The organism is Pseudomonas sp. PS02303 (assembly GCF_029959925.1).
Taxonomy (GTDB): Bacteria; Pseudomonadota; Gammaproteobacteria; order Pseudomonadales; family Pseudomonadaceae; genus Aquipseudomonas; species Aquipseudomonas mandelii.
The window spans coordinates 12,574-28,396 of the sequence record NZ_JASCOM010000032.1; the positions used below are offsets into that span (position 1 = coordinate 12,574).

General features: G+C 55.6%; 16 protein-coding genes. 14 read left to right on the forward strand and 2 right to left on the reverse strand.

The genetic code is table 11. From position 1 onward, the window contains the following. Nucleotides 1-30 precede the first annotated feature (30 nt). From QMX98_RS10885 to QMX98_RS10950, 14 genes are all read left to right on the forward strand, one after another. The gene (locus QMX98_RS10885; RefSeq protein WP_042561216.1) at nt 31-1,158 is read left to right on the forward strand and encodes a phosphoribosyltransferase domain-containing protein; all 1,128 of its coding nucleotides are present in this window, start codon (nt 31-33) and stop codon (nt 1,156-1,158) included. Further along, the gene (locus QMX98_RS10890) at nt 1,148-1,906 is read left to right on the forward strand and encodes a hypothetical protein (RefSeq protein WP_033896472.1); all 759 of its coding nucleotides are present in this window, start codon (nt 1,148-1,150) and stop codon (nt 1,904-1,906) included. The genes QMX98_RS10885 and QMX98_RS10890 overlap by 11 nt, the downstream gene beginning before the upstream one ends. Then, on the forward strand, nt 1,899-2,993 hold the full coding sequence (locus QMX98_RS10895; protein WP_042561215.1) for a cysteine protease StiP family protein: 1,095 nt from the start codon (nt 1,899-1,901) through the stop codon (nt 2,991-2,993). Before QMX98_RS10890 ends, QMX98_RS10895 begins: the two co-directional genes overlap by 8 nt. Beyond that, nucleotides 2,993-3,943 carry an HpcH/HpaI aldolase/citrate lyase family protein gene (locus QMX98_RS10900; RefSeq protein ID WP_042561214.1) on the forward strand — a complete coding sequence of 317 codons (951 nt, stop codon included), beginning with the start codon at nt 2,993-2,995 and terminating at the stop codon, nt 3,941-3,943. The genes QMX98_RS10895 and QMX98_RS10900 overlap by 1 nt, the downstream gene beginning before the upstream one ends. Beyond that, nucleotides 3,940-4,698 carry an HAD family hydrolase gene (locus QMX98_RS10905; RefSeq protein WP_042561213.1) on the forward strand — a complete coding sequence of 253 codons (759 nt, stop codon included), beginning with the start codon at nt 3,940-3,942 and terminating at the stop codon, nt 4,696-4,698. The genes QMX98_RS10900 and QMX98_RS10905 overlap by 4 nt, the downstream gene beginning before the upstream one ends. 2 nt (nt 4,699-4,700) lie before the next feature. Next, nucleotides 4,701-5,288, forward strand: a complete 588-nt coding sequence (locus tag QMX98_RS10910; protein ID WP_033896476.1) for a TerD family protein — start codon at nt 4,701-4,703, stop codon at nt 5,286-5,288. After that, nucleotides 5,288-6,469 (forward strand): TerD family protein, encoded by a 1,182-nt coding sequence (locus QMX98_RS10915; protein ID WP_033896477.1) that lies wholly within the window; start codon nt 5,288-5,290, stop codon nt 6,467-6,469. Before QMX98_RS10910 ends, QMX98_RS10915 begins: the two co-directional genes overlap by 1 nt. Nucleotides 6,470-6,514: 45 nt before the next feature. Beyond that, nucleotides 6,515-6,964, forward strand: coding sequence for a tellurite resistance TerB family protein (locus QMX98_RS10920; protein ID WP_033896478.1), 450 nt, complete (start codon nt 6,515-6,517; stop codon nt 6,962-6,964). Nucleotides 6,965-7,008: 44 nt separating this feature from the next. Then, nucleotides 7,009-8,010 (forward strand): TerC/Alx family metal homeostasis membrane protein, encoded by a 1,002-nt coding sequence (locus tag QMX98_RS10925; RefSeq protein ID WP_042562209.1) that lies wholly within the window; start codon nt 7,009-7,011, stop codon nt 8,008-8,010. Between the two features lie 27 nt (nt 8,011-8,037). Beyond that, the gene (locus QMX98_RS10930; RefSeq protein WP_042561212.1) at nt 8,038-8,613 is read left to right on the forward strand and encodes a TerD family protein; all 576 of its coding nucleotides are present in this window, start codon (nt 8,038-8,040) and stop codon (nt 8,611-8,613) included. Nucleotides 8,614-8,697: 84 nt separating this feature from the next. Beyond that, nucleotides 8,698-9,276 (forward strand): TerD family protein, encoded by a 579-nt coding sequence (locus tag QMX98_RS10935; RefSeq protein ID WP_033896483.1) that lies wholly within the window; start codon nt 8,698-8,700, stop codon nt 9,274-9,276. A 166-nt stretch (nt 9,277-9,442) separates the two neighbouring features. After that, nucleotides 9,443-10,450, forward strand: coding sequence for a hypothetical protein (locus QMX98_RS10940; RefSeq protein WP_095668235.1), 1,008 nt, complete (start codon nt 9,443-9,445; stop codon nt 10,448-10,450). A 101-nt stretch (nt 10,451-10,551) separates the two neighbouring features. Further along, the gene (locus tag QMX98_RS10945) at nt 10,552-11,508 is read left to right on the forward strand and encodes a lysozyme inhibitor LprI family protein (RefSeq protein WP_162184592.1); all 957 of its coding nucleotides are present in this window, start codon (nt 10,552-10,554) and stop codon (nt 11,506-11,508) included. Nucleotides 11,509-11,645: 137 nt separating this feature from the next. Further along, a complete protein-coding gene (locus QMX98_RS10950; protein ID WP_080896062.1) occupies nt 11,646-12,839 on the forward strand; it encodes a DUF4236 domain-containing protein in 1,194 nt (397 codons plus the stop codon). A gap of 57 nt (nt 12,840-12,896) precedes the next feature. On the opposite strand, the gene QMX98_RS10955 is transcribed toward QMX98_RS10950, so the two are convergent. Both QMX98_RS10955 and QMX98_RS10960 read right to left on the reverse strand, forming a co-directional pair. After that, nucleotides 12,897-14,153, reverse strand: a complete 1,257-nt coding sequence (locus QMX98_RS10955; protein WP_042561210.1) for a VWA domain-containing protein — start codon at nt 14,151-14,153, stop codon at nt 12,897-12,899. Between the two features lie 327 nt (nt 14,154-14,480). After that, nucleotides 14,481-15,734, reverse strand: coding sequence for a TerD family protein (locus QMX98_RS10960; protein ID WP_042561209.1), 1,254 nt, complete (start codon nt 15,732-15,734; stop codon nt 14,481-14,483). Nucleotides 15,735-15,823: the final 89 nt, after the last annotated feature.

Consider the following 15,823-nt stretch of genomic DNA (forward strand, 5'->3'; position numbering starts at 1 on the left):
CGACCTCACGCTAACCTAGGAATTTGTTTCATGGAAAGTAACGCAGTAACAAAAGCGCTAAGCGCACAACTGATGCGCGGGCGTCTCGATGTCACCGTCGATGCCTCACAGATCGACCCGGGCTCATTGTTCGGTTTCGCCGAGCGCCGTAATCCCAAGCGTGCGTTTCTATTCGTGTCCAAAGTACTGGGCCGCCATATCCCTGTGCGTCCTTCGATCATGAACGCGAGCTTTCACAGTCTCGCGGCGCAAATACCTGAAGATCTGCCAGGGCCTGTGCTCGTTATCGGCATGGCGGAAACAGCAGTTGGCTTGGGTGCCGGCGTACATCGTGCCTTCAGCGCGACCCGCCCTGACACCGTCTACATGGTCAGCACACGTCACCCGACGGGCAATGAATTGTTCGCCCGTTTTGAAGAAGAGCATAGCCACGCCAGCGCTCATCTCATTCATCTGCCTGTCGATCCCGATGTTCGGGAAATGATGTTGAATGCCCGTTCGCTGGTGCTGGTCGACGACGAAGCCTCCACCGGCAAAACTTTCATCAATCTTCACCGTGCGCTGGTCGATGCCGGCCTGACCCAGGTCGAGCGCGTGGTGACGTGCGTACTGACGGATTGGTCCGGCGATGCTGTTCGCAAAACCATTGGGGACTCGGCACATCAGGTATCGCTGTTGCAGGGTTCGTACACCTTCCACGAGGACGCTGAGGCGCCGCTACCGGAAATGCCGGCCGTTGGTACCATCGAGCCTGGTGAGTGGCCGTTGATGGCGGAGAGTGACTGGGGGCGTCATGGTATTCGCGTCGTAGAAGACACCCTGGCTCTGGACCTGAACGTCAAAGCAGGTGAGCGCGTACTTGTGGTCGGTACCAGTGAATTCGTCTGGCGTCCATTTCTGCTCGCTGAACGCTTAGAGCGTGCTGGCGCAGATGTGCATTTCAGTTCAACCAGTCGCTCGCCAATCGCTCTGGGCCATGCCATCGGTCACGTGTTGTCGTTCGCGGACAACTACGGTCTCGGTATCCCCAACTTCCTCTACAACGTGAGCCCCGGACAGTTTGATCGCGTCCTGATTTGCTCGGAAACACCTGTGCAGGCTGTGTCCGCCTCGCTGATTGAATCCCTGAACGCGGAGGTGATTGTCGATGGTCAATAAGCGCCCCCTCGCCCTGGTCGATCTCGACGACACCCTGTTCCAGACTGCTCGCAAAATGCCAGAAGGTTTGCCGCGGGTCACTGCGACTCTCGATATCGAGGGTCAACCCAATGGCTACATGAGCACTGTCCAACATTCCCTTGCCCATTGGCTCCTATCCACAACCGACGTGATCCCAGTTACAGCGCGCAGCGTTGAAGCATTCAGTCGTGTGCAACTGCCTTTCATGCACGGTGCCGTCTGCTCCCATGGCGGCGTGATCCTTGGTCCTGATGGAAAGCTTGACGAGGAATGGCAAGCACGCATGAGCGATGTTCTTGCTGACTATCAGGCTCGCTTGCCAGGCCTCAGTGAAGCAACCCTCGCCATTGGTAAGGAGCTTGGCATTTCCTTGCGCGGATGGGTTGTCGAGGAAGAAGGCCTGCGCCACTACGTGGTGACCAAGCACAACGAATCCAACGATGAAGTCCTGCAAACGGTACTCGCGGAAGTACAGGCTCGCGGTTTACTGGAAGGGATGCACATCCACGGAAATTCCAACAACCTCGCGTTCTTGCCGCTGGGCCTGTCGAAGGAAGTGGCCGTTCAAGAATTGTTGCGCCGTGATCGTGAGGCCAATGGTGAGCGTCCTGTGCTGGGCTTTGGGGACAGCATCACTGACCTCGGTTTCATGCAGGAGTGTCATATGTGGGCGACCCCTGCGCGTAGCCAATTGGCCAAGCTGGTTGGGGTGAAAATCCATGACTAAGGCCGTTGCGGGTCTGGTTACCGTAGGGAGCGGCAGCTATGCAGCAGATGATGTTCAGTTTCTGCTGCAGGCCGTTCAGATGGAAACCACTGATGTCTTGGAGAAGGAGCGTCTGATTCAGTCGAAGCAGAAGCACTACTCCGAAATGATCAGCCTGGAGAGTGCGCCGACTGACGTGCATAAAGCCCTATACGAGCGCGCACTTGAACAAAACGGTACCCGCATGGCCATGGACGTTCAGTCCCTGGCGCTGGCGCTGAGCGAGGCATGCACGGGTCCGTCAATTGTTCTCGTGTCTTTCGTTCGTGCTGGCCTGCCGCTCGGCGTGTTGTTGCGTCGGGCCCTGCTCGACATGGGTCGAGATGCGCACCACTACGGAATCAGCATCGTTCGGGATCGGGGGATAGATAAGGTCGCCCTCGAAGCCATCATTCAGGCACATGGTGCCGAGAACATCGTCTTCGTCGATGGCTGGACAGGGAAGGGCGCTATCTCTGGTGAGATTCAGCGCAGCCTCAATGGCGACTCACGCTTTCCTGAGGAACCTCGGCTTGTTGTGCTGGCAGATCCCTGCGGCCGGGCGTGGTTGTCCGCGTCGGCTGAAGACTGGGTTATCCCCTCCGGCATCCTTGGTGCGACGGTGTCTGGTCTGGTTTCGCGCTCCATCTGGCCCGCGAATGGAGGCCTGCATGGTTGTGTGGTTTACGACCATCTGCGTGAGCACGATTTAACCCGCGAGTTCATCGAGCAGATCGACGAGAAGCGAAAGGCGCTGGGGGCGGTTCCTCAAGCCTCGCCATGGACCGACACCCAGCGTTTTGAATTGCAGGGTGCAGCTGCGCACGTAGTCAAGTCGCTGGCCTCCCAGTTCGGCATTACCAATCTCAACCGAGTAAAGCCAGGTATTGCCGAAGCAACCCGCGCGGTACTGCGTCGCGTACCGGATCACGTCTTGGTTCGCAGCCGTAGCGACAGCGATGTTCAGTTGCTCATGCACCTGACTGAGGGCGCTGGGGTGGCTGTGGAAGAGGTCGGTGCTGCATTGGGCCCTTACCGGGCGGTTACCATCATTCGGAGTGTGAGCTGATGAAAGTCCTTTCTCCTTATGCCCTGGGGGCAACGCTCTACATGCCGGCCACACGTGCGGATCTGCTGGAAGTGGTTTTCCGCACAAAACTGCCTGAACTGCGTTCTCTGGTTGTTTGCTTGGAGGATGCGGTCGCGGAAATTGACGTCGACACGGCGTTGAAAAATCTGCATGGCCTGTTGACCGCGATCAACGAGCGCGGTGGGCGTCCGTCTGATGGTCCGCTGCTGTTTGTTCGCCCCCGAGACTCGGTGATGGCTGCCGTGCTGAATGAATGGCCATTGATGGCCCACGTCGATGGGTTCGTTGTGCCGAAATTGACCCTGCGCAACCTTGGAGATTGGGAACAGGCCGTTACAAACCCGGCGCTGTACCTCATGCCGACGCTGGAAACTACAGACGTGTTCAACCCAGGTGGAATGGTCGAGTTGGGCCAGGCGCTGAAGGCGAACCTGAATCAGCGAATTATCGCCCTACGTATCGGCGGGAACGACCTGATGGGAAGTCTTGGACTTCGTCGCAATCCCGCAACAACGCTCTACAGCACCCCAATGGGCTACGTGATCCCAATGTTGGCAGGCGTCATGGGGTCTCAAGGTTTCGCACTGACGGCACCGGTGTTCGAACAACTCGCGACACCGCATTTGCTGATGGAGGAGCTGGAACTCGACATCGCCCATGGCTTGGTAGGGAAGACGGCGATTCATCCATCTCAGATCAACACGATCCAGGACGCGTTGCGCGTAAGCCTCGAAGACCTCAACTGCGCCAGGATGATTGTCAGTGAAGTTGCTCCGGCAGTGTTCAAGCACAACGATGCCATGTGCGAGCCTGCGACCCATTACAAATGGGCGGTCAACATCCTTGAAAGAGCAGAGTGGCACGGAGTTCGGCAACCGGATGTAGGACCTATTGAGGCGCCTATCCGTTTGGCCGAGGCCGCGCGATGACAATGGGATTTGACGATGCTGGCGGGCAAAGGCGTCAGGTGCTGTCGGTTTTTGACTTCGACGGCACGCTGACCCGGCACGATAGCTTCGTCCCATTCCTGAAGTTTGCCTTCGGACCCCGGGAATTCAATCGACGCATTTTGCGGCTTGCGCTGCCAAGCGTTCGATTCCTGGCTCGGCGTTTGAATCGTGATGAGTTGAAAGCACAGCTGATCAGCACGTTTCTTACAGGCGTAGAAATGAAATGGGTGCAGGAGCAGGCCGTGAAATTCTGCGGGTTGTTTTGGGAACAGCTCATGCGCCCTTCAGGTTTAAAATCTGTCGCCGCCGAAGTAGAGGCAGGTGCAGTAGTTACTCTCTGCTCCGCGTCCCCAGCGTTGGTGCTCCAGCCGTTTGCGGATCGACTTGGCATCAAGTTGATCGGCACCGAGCTTGAGGCGGTAGACGGTCTGTTGACCGGACGCATGACTGGCAACAACTGCAGATGCGAGAACAAAGTACTCAGACTTGAGGCTGTGTATGGGCCGCTCGGCCAGTACCGGCTTAAAGCATGGGGTGACACCCGCGGTGATTTCGAGTTGTTGGCCGCGGCGCAAGAAGCACACTGGCGACACTTTCACCCCGCATGGCGCCGTCTTCGCCTGCGGGCAGATAGAAGCGGGAATTTGGGTGTGAGCAATGTCGCGCACGCTAACCTGCAAGTGGCGGTCAACCCTGATCGACACGCGAACACTGATGACCAACAAGGAGCGTAACCATGGCACTTACCCTGCAAAAACAGCAATCCATCTCCCTAGCTAAAACGGCCGGCAGTTCGCTGACCAGCATCAGCCTTGGTTTGGGTTGGGACCCAGTCAAGGCGGGCGGTTTCCTCGGCAAGATGTTTGGTGGTGGTTCCGAGATCGACCTCGACGCTTCCTGCATTTTGCTGAACAGCGATTACCAAAAAATCGACCTGGTGTGGTTCCGCCAACTGAAGTCCCAGGACGGTTCGATCAAGCACTCCGGTGACAATCGTACCGGCGATGGCGAAGGCGATGACGAGACCATTAATGTCGACCTGCAGCGCCTGCCAGCCTCCGTTAAGTACTTGATTTTTACCGTTAATTCATTCACGGGCCAGTCTTTTGAGAAGGTCGAAAAGGCCTACTGCCGTATCGTGAATGGCAGCAACAACACCGAGCTGGCACGCTTCAACCTTTCTGAAAAAGGTGGGCACACCGGCATCGTCATGGCGAGCCTGGCTCGCGAAAATGGCGACTGGGAATTCAAGGCGATCGGCACCACCACGAATGGTCGTACTGCTGACGACCTGATCACTCTGGCCGTTCAGGCGTTACGCTAATGGCTAATCTCGTACCTGGTGGTAATGCGCCGGTTGCCAGCGGCCAGCTTCGCGTTGATATCAATTACTCGCCTATCCCGGGGGCCGACATTGACGTATCGGCCTTCGCACTGGGCGCCTCGGCCAAAGTCCGAGGCGATGGCGACATGTGTTTCTATGGCCAGCCTCAAATTCTGGGTGGCGCTGTTCAGCTGACCGAATCCTCGGCTGGGCGCGCAGTATTTTCACTCGATACGAGTCGTCTTGAGTCTGCAGTTGAGAAAGTGGCGCTCACTGCCACGATCTACGAGAACAAGGCGAGCTTTGAGCGCGTGTCACAACTTTCGGTTGTGGTGACGGGTGGAATTGAAGCTCAAATCCCAACCGGTGGCATGAAGGAAACAGCACTCATCCTCGGCGAATTTTATCGCCGAAATGGTGACTGGAAATTCCGCTGTGTGGCCCAGGGCTTCAATGGCGGCCTTGAGCCGTTGGCCAAGCACTTTGGTGTAGAGGTCGCCGCACCAGCGCCGGCCCCTGCACCTGCACCTGCTCCAGTGGTACAAACGCCGCCGCCTGCTCCGGCCGCTGCACCTAAATCTACGATTAGTCTGAGCAAGGTCACCCTCGATAAAACACGATCGTCTATCAGTCTTGAAAAGACGGCAGCCGGTTTCGGCGAAATCAAGGTGAACTTGAACTGGAACAAAGGCAGCTCGGGCGGCTTCTTCAAGCGAAGCCAATCCGTCGACCTGGACGTTGGTTGCCTGTACGAGCTGCAAGACGGCGAGAAGGGCGTTGTTCAAGCCCTCGGGGAGTCCTTCGGCAGTCTCAATCGGGAACCATACATACAGCTGATGGGCGATGACCGTACTGGCTCTGTTTCCGGTGGCGAGTGGTTGCATATCAATGGCAAACAATGGAGTGAAATTCGCCGCATTTTAGTGTTCGCCTTCATCTATGAGGGCTCGCCTTCTTGGAAAGAAACCGATGGAGTGGTGACTATTTACATTCCTGGTCAGCCTGACATTGAGGTGCGTCTCAATGAAGAGGGTGGCCGTGAACCAATGTGTGCCATAGCGATGCTTGAAAACGTGAACGGTGCCGTTAAGGTCTCTCGGCGGGTGGACTTCCACCGAGGCCACAAACTCATGGACCAGGCTTATGGCTGGGGCATGAGGTGGACTGCAGGGTCCAAATAGAAATCATGGCGGGGTCATACGACCCCGCCCTTGGGGGAACACAACATGTTTGCATGGCTTAAGCAAAACGCAGCAGCAGCGCGTGAAGCACTAACTACCGAAGTTTCGAAGTTCAAGAATCAGAAATTTCTAGATGCGATGACCGCCAATTGCGCTCTCATCTCAGCTGCATCCGGCGGTATCTCTTCTGAGGAAAAACAGAAGATGACCGGCTTCATCCAAAACTCGCCTGAGTTGAAAGTTTTCGACATGGGCGATGTGATCAAGGCGTTCAACGCACACTGTGAAAAGTTCGAGTTCGACTTTCAACTCGGCCAAGCCGAAGCACTGAAGGTCATCGGCAAGATCAAGAACGATGCCGGCGCGTCCCGACTCCTGGTGCGCGTGGGCTGTGCCATCGGTGCGTCGGACGGCGACTTTGACGCCCAAGAAAAAGCGGCCTGCCGTTTGGTCTGCCTTGAGCTGGGCCTTAACCCAGCTGATTTTGAACTCTAAGGAGCGTTACTTTGGACACTCAAATCGGTTTCCCTCCGCTGACCATGGCGGTATTCGTCGGGATCGCGCTCGGCGCGCTTCTCCTCGACATGGTTACTCACCGCGGTGACAAGCCAATTTCCCTGGCTAAGGCTTCGATTTGGTCGATCTTCTGGATCGCTATCTCGTTAGCGTTCGCCGGCTTCTTATACGTACAGCACGGCCCTGAAGTCGCCAGCCTGTTTGTAACTGGCTACGCCCTGGAAAAAGTTCTGAGCGTCGACAACCTGTTCGTGTTCATGGCGATTTTCGCATGGTTCAAAGTGCCAGATGGCATGCGTCACCGAGTCCTGTATTGGGGCATTATCGGCGCCATTGTGTTCCGCGGCATCTTCGTTGCCATTGGTACCGGCCTGTTGGCTTTCGGTCCGTGGGTCGAAATCGTCTTCGCAGTGATCGTGGCTTGGACCGCAGTTATGATGCTGCGCGCCGGCGGTGATGATGAAGAGGAAGAGGACTACTCCAAGCATATGGCTTACCGCTTCGCCCAGAAGTTGTTCCCTGTGTGGCCGAAACTCCATGGCCATAATTTCTTCGTCAGCCGTAAGCAGCTGGAGGTGGAACTCCAGAAGCCTGAGAACAAAGGCATGACTCTGGCAGCAAAAGGAACGATTTTTGCGACCCCGCTGTTCCTTTGCCTTGTAGTGGCCGAAGTGTCTGACGTGTTGTTCGCGTTCGACTCTGTGCCGGCGGTGATCGCGGTTAGCCGTGAGCCCCTGATCGTCTACTCTGCCATGCTGTTTGCGATCCTGGGTCTGCGTACCATGTACTTCGTGCTCGAAGCGCTGAAACGCTACCTGGTCCACCTGGAAAAATCTGTAGTCGCGCTGCTGTTCTTCATCGCCATTAAACTCGGCCTGAACGCAACCGACCACATGTTCCACCATGGCTACACAATCGATGCAAACACCAGCCTGCTGATCGTTATGGTTGTACTGGCGATTGGTGTGGTTGCAAGCCTTGTCTTCCCAGGCAAGGAAGAAGCTCAACCTGAAACCGCTGAGTAACAGCCCATACCACAAGGAGTAATACCCATGGCGTTGACCCTACAGAAAGGTGGCAATCTTTCGTTGACCAAAACCGACCCGAGCCTGACCAAAATCTTGGTAGGCCTGGGCTGGGACCCGCGTGCTACTGATGGTGCTGAGTTCGACCTGGACGCCAGTGCGCTATTGCTGGCAGCAAATGGCAAAGTACGCGGCGAAGCCGACTTCATTTTCTACAACCAGCTGAAAAGCGTTGACGGTTCGGTTGAGCACACTGGCGATAACCGCACCGGTGCGGGCGATGGCGACGACGAAGTAATCAAGGTTGACCTGAGCCGCATCCCGGCCGACGTGGACAAAGTCGTCTTCATCGTTACCATTCACGATGCTGAAGTACGTAAGCAAAGCTTCGGTCAGGTCGGCGGTTCCTTCATTCGTATCGTTAACGATACGACCAGCGCGGAAGTCGTTCGTTACGACCTGGCAGAAGACGCTTCGACCGAAACTGCGATGGTGTTTGCTGAGCTGTACCGCAACGGTGGCGAGTGGAAATTCCGCGCTGTTGGCCAGGGCTATGCCGGTGGCTTGAAAGCTCTTGCCAATAACTACGGCATGAACTTCTAGCGCGTAGGTCGTTGATTTAATTAAATATTTTTCCTGATTGGCCTTGTATTAAAGGCCTTTCAACCTCACTAAAAGGAATCAAAAATGGCCGTATCTTTGCAGAAAGGTGGGAACGTAAGTTTGTCTAAAGAGGCTCCAGGCCTGACCGAAGTCACTGTAGGTCTGGGTTGGGACGCACGAGTTACCGACGGCTCGAAATTCGACCTCGACGCGTCGATCTTCATCCTGGGTGAAAGCGGCCAAGTCCTCGACGACGCCAGCTTCATTTTCTACAACAACAAAAAATCGGCTGACGGTTCGGTTGAACACCTGGGCGACAACCAGTCCGGCGAAGGCGCCGGTGATGACGAGCAAGCCAACGTCAAGTTGACCGGTCTGGCTGCCGCTGTGAAGAAACTGGTATTCGCCGTGACCATTCACGACGCTGAAGCACGCAAGCAGAGCTTCGGCCAAGTTGCCAACGCTTACATCCGTGTGGTGAACAAGGCTGACGGCAAAGAACTGGCGCGCTACGACCTGAGCGAAGACGCTTCGACCGAAACCGCCATGATCTTCGGCGAGCTGTACCGCAATGGCGACGAGTTCAAGTTCAAGGCGATCGGCCAAGGTTTTGCGGGCGGCCTGGCCCCTCTGGCTAAATCGATGGGCGTGAACATCGGCTAAGCCGGAAGGCTTGAGAAAGCCCCCGCGAACCGGGGGCTTTTTCTTGCCTACAGAATGACCTCGGAATGGGTCATGTGGGCGGCGGTTTGATCTCTTCAACATTAGGAACGACTGCTGGCGATCTCCACGGCAGTCCACCGGTTCTCGGGTTTAAAAGGATATTTGGATGGGCATGTTTCGTGGGGTTGTAGCTGTAGGTGTTTTGGTGTCCATGTCAGGCTGCGGAGCCTACAACGACTTCAAGGCCAACAACGCAGTTCAAGAATACAGGCAGGCATGCCTTGGAAATTATACGAACGAGTGCGAAAGCAAACTGGTCGACACGAACATTGTCATGCTCGAGCTCGCGCGCAGTAATATTGACCGGGAAAAGGACTCGATCGTGCAGGTCGTTGGCAAGGATGGATTTGAACGCTTCTCAAAAACCGCCAATGAGCTGATTGACCACCTGGTCGACCAACAAGAAAACAAACGTCCCGGTTTTTTTGCGCGATGGTTCCTGGGGGAAGCCCAACCGTTCGGAAATACCCGCAACCAACTCTTCGACATTTCAGACATGCAAGAACTGCGTGCCGCAGTGCTTCAAAAGGTCAGTGCCGGCATTAAGGCCACCAACGCTTCTGCTAAGCCTGCCGAGCCAATGTCTGAGACCGAGGCAATCTTGTTAGGTAAGGTTCCTCACACACCGACTCAGACTCCGGCCGCTCCAGTTACCTTTGCAGCTGAGCCAGCGAGCCAGTCCGTTGTGCCTGCAGTTCAGGCAAAGGCATTAGTGCCATCCGATCTTGCTGCATCTGCAGATCGGATGATTGCGAGTGAGATTGCTCAGGATGGCGGGGATGAATACAAGGACGGCCGTCAGATCATCTTTGCAGACTTGAATAGCGACGGCATCAAGGATGCTGTGGTGCTCTACACGATCGAAGGCCAGGGTGGTGGAAATGGCTACTTCCAAACACTTGCCGCGTTCATTGGCGGTTCGGCAGGCTGGGAGTTCCGTGGGAAAGCTGTAGTCGGCAATGGTGTCCAGGACATCCAGGTTGTTGACCCCCAAACCGTCAGGCTGACTGTTCTCTCCGTCGGTCCGGATGATGCAGATTGCTGCCCGAGTGTTCAGAGCACCGAAAACTACAAGTGGGACGGCACGACATTTCTTCAGGTCCCAACGTCGTAAATAAGAGCCAGACATCAGGCACCTAGGCGTTCGCATACGAGCGCGGTTAGGCAGGGCTCTGGCGAAACGCTGGAGCAAACAAAATGAAGGGAAAATCGAATATGTCGCGACTCAACATCGGCTCTGGCCTTTTCGTAATGTTGCTCACCCTAGTCTCAGCCCACTCAAATGCCACCAGCTTTGATTGCAACAAAGCTGCAAGCTTTGCTGAGAAATCGATTTGCGCAGATTCTGCACTCAGTCATCTGGATGAGCAGATGAACTCCGAATATGTCCGCGCTCTAGACGCAGCGCCGAACAAGGGACAGGTCCGTCAAGACCAACGAGACTGGTTGCGCCTGCGTGACAACTGCAAGACCGCCAGTTGCTTATCCGCATCGATGAATGAGCGGCTCAGTGCTCTATCACGCACCAAGGTTGATCTGCCATCTAAAGCGCCAACCTCCGTTGCCGCTACCCGGGTTGATCAATCTGAAACAAATGTGATTTCAAAGGCTGCTTCTTCTCCAATGGTCTCTGCCGTGGTGAAGTCGGCAGCGACGCGAAGTGCAGCGGATGATCATCAAGCGATCCTGAACTTGAAGATTGGCTTGTTCGTGATGGCAATGTTGCTGCTGGTCTGCATTTACCTGCACCGCCGGGGGACCATTACGATCTATCAGGACTACACCGACGCGCTTTGGACAACCTTGACTCCAATCTTGGGAATTGGTGCGTATTTCGTCGCGAGCGCCTGGCTCGAGGTCCCACGCAACTACTCCATCATTGCTGCCTGTGTCCTTGGTGGTCTTATGTCATTGCAGGTGCTTATTCAAACGTACAGAAGCAACAGCATCTGGTTTTTTCTTCTATCCCTCTTCGCAAAGGTCATTCTGCTGACCTTCTACCTCCTGATGATGGCCCTCCTGCTGTGCGGTGGTGCCCGCACCAAAAGTGAGGCCCGGCGGCGGCGCGGCTGGGCAGTTCTTGCCACGACGATATTCGTATTCCTCTCAGGCTGGATGTGCCGCAATCGGCAATTCAGTTCGATCGACGATTACATTGCCGGACGGGCATAAGTGATATATCGGTGGTTGCGCTATTGCCACAGGCGCGACCTCCGATGTAAATGGACGTCGAGCCTATCGTAGGGGCTCCGACCGATGCCGGCATTTCAAACAACAAAGAATCCAGGAATAAGGATCAAGGAGTAGTCATGGGATTTCGTTTCAGCAAGCGAATCACGATTGTGCCTGGCGTACGCCTTAACATCAGCGGGAAGGGGATCAGCACTTCAGTTGGCCCCCGGGGCTTGAGTATGACGATGGGCCGCAATGGCACCTTTCTCAATGCTGGGTTACCCGGTACTGGTCTTTCATACCGTGAGAGGATCGACCGGCCCAGTAGATCGAGTAGTTCCCAACCAGGTCCTGCCGGAAGCGAATACTCGGGCCAGGTAAAGGTCAAGGTAAACGACGATGGCACGTTGTTGATTACGGACATGGATGACATCGAGTTGCCGGCGGCTGTCGTCAAACGCGTCAAATCCGAGATGGCCGACTCCATTCAGGACTTGCTGACCAAAGCAGCTGATAAGGTCAATCAGGAGCTTGAATCCTGCCTAGGCGTGCACCTCCTGACGCCTCGGCCGGGGGCCATGCCGGTAATCCCAGCTCCATTCGCCATTGAAGAGCCCCGCAGGCCTGCTCAGCAAACACCGGGTTTGATGGATCGAATGCTCCTTCGCAGCGCGAAGATTGAGCGTGAGGCTGAGTCGGCGGAAGAGCAGTATCAACAAGACCTCGCGAACTGGCAGTCCACGCGGGACGCCCATGAACTTGAACGCACCGAAATCGAGAAAGCATTCCGGCTGGCGGCAAAGGGCTTCAGTGCTCAGATGGAACGTGCCCTGGACTATGTGTTGAGCGGCATTGCCTGGCCAAAAGAAACCCAAGTGGCCTATGAGTTCTCACAAGACGTTACCGGCGTCGCGCTCGATGTTGATTTACCTGATGAGGGCGATATCCCGCAGCGCAGCGCTGAAGCCCGGGGTAACGGCAAACTAACCTTCAAAAATCGTTCGGATGCCCAGGTACGCAGAGACTTTGTCGCGCTGTGCTATGGCTCTCTGTTTCGAGTTGTAGGAGAGGTATTTGCTCTACTGCCAGCGATCCAGAAGATCCTGGTGTCGGGCTACATTCAGCGTAACAACACCGCAACCGGTGCGGTGGATGATCACTACGTGCTCTCGGTCTTAGTAGGCCGAGATCAGTGGGATGCGATTGATTTTAATCGTCTGGATGCGATCGATCCTGCAGCGACCCTGAACGCGTGTGGCGCAGTGGTAAAGCTGGACCGCTCTGCGCGTTTTGTTGAGGTGACGCCGATGGATATGTTGGTCTTGAACTGAAGACAACCGCGGCGGCTTGAGCCGCCGCGGTGTGAGGCAGGGCAGTGCAGGAGAGGATTAGCGAATGATTCCTTCGCGCTTTGCCTCCAAGATCCACATCGGGAATTCCTGCATCAGCCGGTCGTACAACTGCTCTTCCGTCATGTCGTGAAGGTCATCCAGGGCAAAGAATCCGCAGTTGTCCACGACTCTCCCGGGCATGGTGTCCAGTTTTTCCAGAATGCCGTAATTCCGGCCTGCTAAACCAACGTATTGCCAGAAGATTCCCAGCTTCGCTGCATCCACCATCAGTTGCGTGATCTTGCGGTTTTCAGAAACGCCACCGTCGCTGATGAAAACGACAAACATAGGGGTTTTGTCTTTGGACGCCTGGAAGGATTCGATCACTTTTTGGATCGCTCTCGGTTCATCATTGTAACGCCGACCGACGTCCCACTTGGTCCAGCCATTGTTGTCGGATTCGACAAAGTTCTGGTAGTTGGTAAGCGTCACAGGTGAGAGTCGCAGTGGCCGTTCGGCGAATGTCCAGCACTCAAGTTCGGCATCTGTATCCATGGCTACGGCGATGGGCACAAGACGATTGAGAACTTCCTGTACGCGGCCGGTTTTGTATTGATTTCGCATCGAGTCGGTGACGTCGAGCACGAGCAAAACACGAGCTTTCATCCCAACCAAGCAGGCTTTCTCGAGGCTTACCTGTGCCTTCTTGGCCAGACTGACCAGTTCCGGCGCGACAGCAGCTACACGTTTCTCCAGAGAGATTGTGGAGGGAGATGGGGCAGGTGCTGGTGCCGGTGCAGCTTCTTCAGTAACTTCGCCGCCAAAGTGCCTCACGAGAGCGTCCAGGCCCTCAGCAAAACCCTGAAGGTTAGAGGCCAACCGCCACTCCCCATTCTTTCGGTAAAGCTCAACGATCATTACCGCTTTCTCGGTTGTGAACGTGAGCCCTGAGAACGCGCAGGTCGCTCCTATCTCACCAGCGGGGCTGATTACTTTGAAGTTGCCATTCCGGATGTCACTCATCGCCCCGGCACCGTCGATGGAGGCAGTGAAGATCAAGCGATCGATAGTGGCGGGCAGGATGGCTAGATTAATTTCAAACTGGCCACCCGCAGCAAGCTTCACACTGCTGCAAGGCGTAACAGGCTGATTGAAGAAGACCATATAGCGATCATCAGAAAGCTTGCCTTGGTCGTCGACACCGAAACAGACGAAGTCGACTACGCTGGGGCTTTCGATGTTGACCGAGAGAGTGAAGGATAGACCGGGAAGAATATTTGCCAGCGACATGCGCTGGCCTTGGGTGATCTGCATGCATGGTTCCTTTGTGACGATTAGAGCGCCTGATGATGAGATGGCCTTGGTGAAACAGCCGTATCTGCACCGGCGGCTGGTTCATCCGTCGGGTTAAACCTAACGGCGCTCGAAGTTCCTGCAAGTCTTATACGGCCAGTGAGGTCGCCGCGGGAAGTTCCTATGGGAAGAGCTGTTTTGTTCGAGGGCGCGGGGCGATTCAACATGGGTTTATGAGGCCGATGATGCTGGCATACAACCAAAATAGAAATCCCGCGGCGGCCGTGTGCCGTCGCGGGAGTACTGGTCAGGCATGAAGCTGCTTAAAGCGCCTACTAGCACGAAAGCTTAGACGTACTGCTTTTTGCCGCTCCTTTCGATTGGGCGCCCTTTGAATACGTGTGGGCCGTCCATCGTTAGCTCAATTTTGTCTCCCTTCCGAGTCAGCCAGGGGGTGGCTTCACTGCCGGCTTTGGAGGTAACTCCGGATGGACTTAGATGGATACCATCTTGGTCAATTTCGATTTGACCGATTACATAGGTGAACACCATTGAGCTGAAAAACCCGGACTTGAATTCGAATGCGCACTCTACGACCTGGTCGCCGTATTCCATCCGCATCTTTGGTTTTAGCGATGCCACCGAAACCGCACCGTTGTCTACTGCTGAATAAACGCTGCAGACCAGCACTACCTTGCCCCCCATGAGCTGCGAGATTGCTGGATTAATTTCGACGGTTTCAATACCTGGAGCGGAGGCGCTGGCGCAGACTACGTCACCGGTATGGAAAACGAAGGGATCGACGTCAAAAGCCCCACGCTTGTCAGGTGCCTGGATGATGGACATTCGCCCATCAGGACGAAGGATGCCAATCCGCAGATCGAGGTCGTCATTGTCAGATCCGTCGCCGTTATCAACCCACGTTGCGCTGACCCGAATAACCTTTGGAGCGGACGGCCCTTTTTCGAGGGACACCTTGTGGCTGCTGCCAGGTTTGTCCAGTTTAACCACGGTCTTGGCGATGTTGACGGGCTTTGGAGGCGGTGCAGGTGTCGCCGCCGGCGCGGAGGATGCAACGTCTTCAACTTCGATGCCATAAAACCCGCAGAGTCCGGCAAGACCTGAGGCGAAACCTTGCCATACAGAGCGCGCCTTGAGCTGGCCGTTCCGGACGTACAACTCAAGCACGATGATGCCCGTCTCTTGTGAAAAGGGCTCAGGTGCCAGTTCCAGGGTTTGGTCCCCGGCAATGACGATAGCGCGAAGGTCTTTGACTGCTTCGAAGCCGCCGGCGTTGCCGTCTTGCGTCAAAGTGATTGCGATCTTCGTGATATTGGACGGGAGTCGAGACGAGTCGAAGCTGATGCTGTGACTGACCGTGTCGCCATGAGCGATCGGGGGCGCGAATGTCGCCGCGCCTGAAGAGTGCACGGGTGCATTGAAGAAAACCATGCCGCTGTCATCCACCACCTTGCCAGTGTCGGTGACCAAAAACGCAGTAAGGTTTACGTCCAGGTTGTTACCTGCCGCATGGGTAACTTCCACCCGCCCTTGGGAGGAAGAGATCGTTGTGTTCTCGCCGGGTTTGAGTGACTGATTCAATTCATGCCGCCTATTCCATGGGTTTTCGCAATGCATTGTTCATGCGCTGCGCTTTCGTTGTTTGAGCGCGAACGCCGGCCAAGGGGAAA

Coding starts and splice junctions, on each gene's coding strand:
- QMX98_RS10885 (WP_042561216.1), top strand. CDS start 31: ATGGAAAGTAACGCAGTAACAAAAGCGCTAAGCGCACAACTGATGCGC.
- QMX98_RS10890 (WP_033896472.1), top strand. CDS start 1,148: ATGGTCAATAAGCGCCCCCTCGCCCTGGTCGATCTCGACGACACCCTG.
- QMX98_RS10895 (WP_042561215.1), top strand. CDS start 1,899: ATGACTAAGGCCGTTGCGGGTCTGGTTACCGTAGGGAGCGGCAGCTAT.
- QMX98_RS10900 (WP_042561214.1), top strand. CDS start 2,993: ATGAAAGTCCTTTCTCCTTATGCCCTGGGGGCAACGCTCTACATGCCG.
- QMX98_RS10905 (WP_042561213.1), top strand. CDS start 3,940: ATGACAATGGGATTTGACGATGCTGGCGGGCAAAGGCGTCAGGTGCTG.
- QMX98_RS10910 (WP_033896476.1), top strand. CDS start 4,701: ATGGCACTTACCCTGCAAAAACAGCAATCCATCTCCCTAGCTAAAACG.
- QMX98_RS10915 (WP_033896477.1), top strand. CDS start 5,288: ATGGCTAATCTCGTACCTGGTGGTAATGCGCCGGTTGCCAGCGGCCAG.
- QMX98_RS10920 (WP_033896478.1), top strand. CDS start 6,515: ATGTTTGCATGGCTTAAGCAAAACGCAGCAGCAGCGCGTGAAGCACTA.
- QMX98_RS10925 (WP_042562209.1), top strand. CDS start 7,009: ATGGCGGTATTCGTCGGGATCGCGCTCGGCGCGCTTCTCCTCGACATG.
- QMX98_RS10930 (WP_042561212.1), top strand. CDS start 8,038: ATGGCGTTGACCCTACAGAAAGGTGGCAATCTTTCGTTGACCAAAACC.
- QMX98_RS10935 (WP_033896483.1), top strand. CDS start 8,698: ATGGCCGTATCTTTGCAGAAAGGTGGGAACGTAAGTTTGTCTAAAGAG.
- QMX98_RS10940 (WP_095668235.1), top strand. CDS start 9,443: ATGGGCATGTTTCGTGGGGTTGTAGCTGTAGGTGTTTTGGTGTCCATG.
- QMX98_RS10945 (WP_162184592.1), top strand. CDS start 10,552: ATGTCGCGACTCAACATCGGCTCTGGCCTTTTCGTAATGTTGCTCACC.
- QMX98_RS10950 (WP_080896062.1), top strand. CDS start 11,646: ATGGGATTTCGTTTCAGCAAGCGAATCACGATTGTGCCTGGCGTACGC.
- QMX98_RS10955 (WP_042561210.1), bottom strand. CDS start 14,153: ATGCAGATCACCCAAGGCCAGCGCATGTCGCTGGCAAATATTCTTCCC.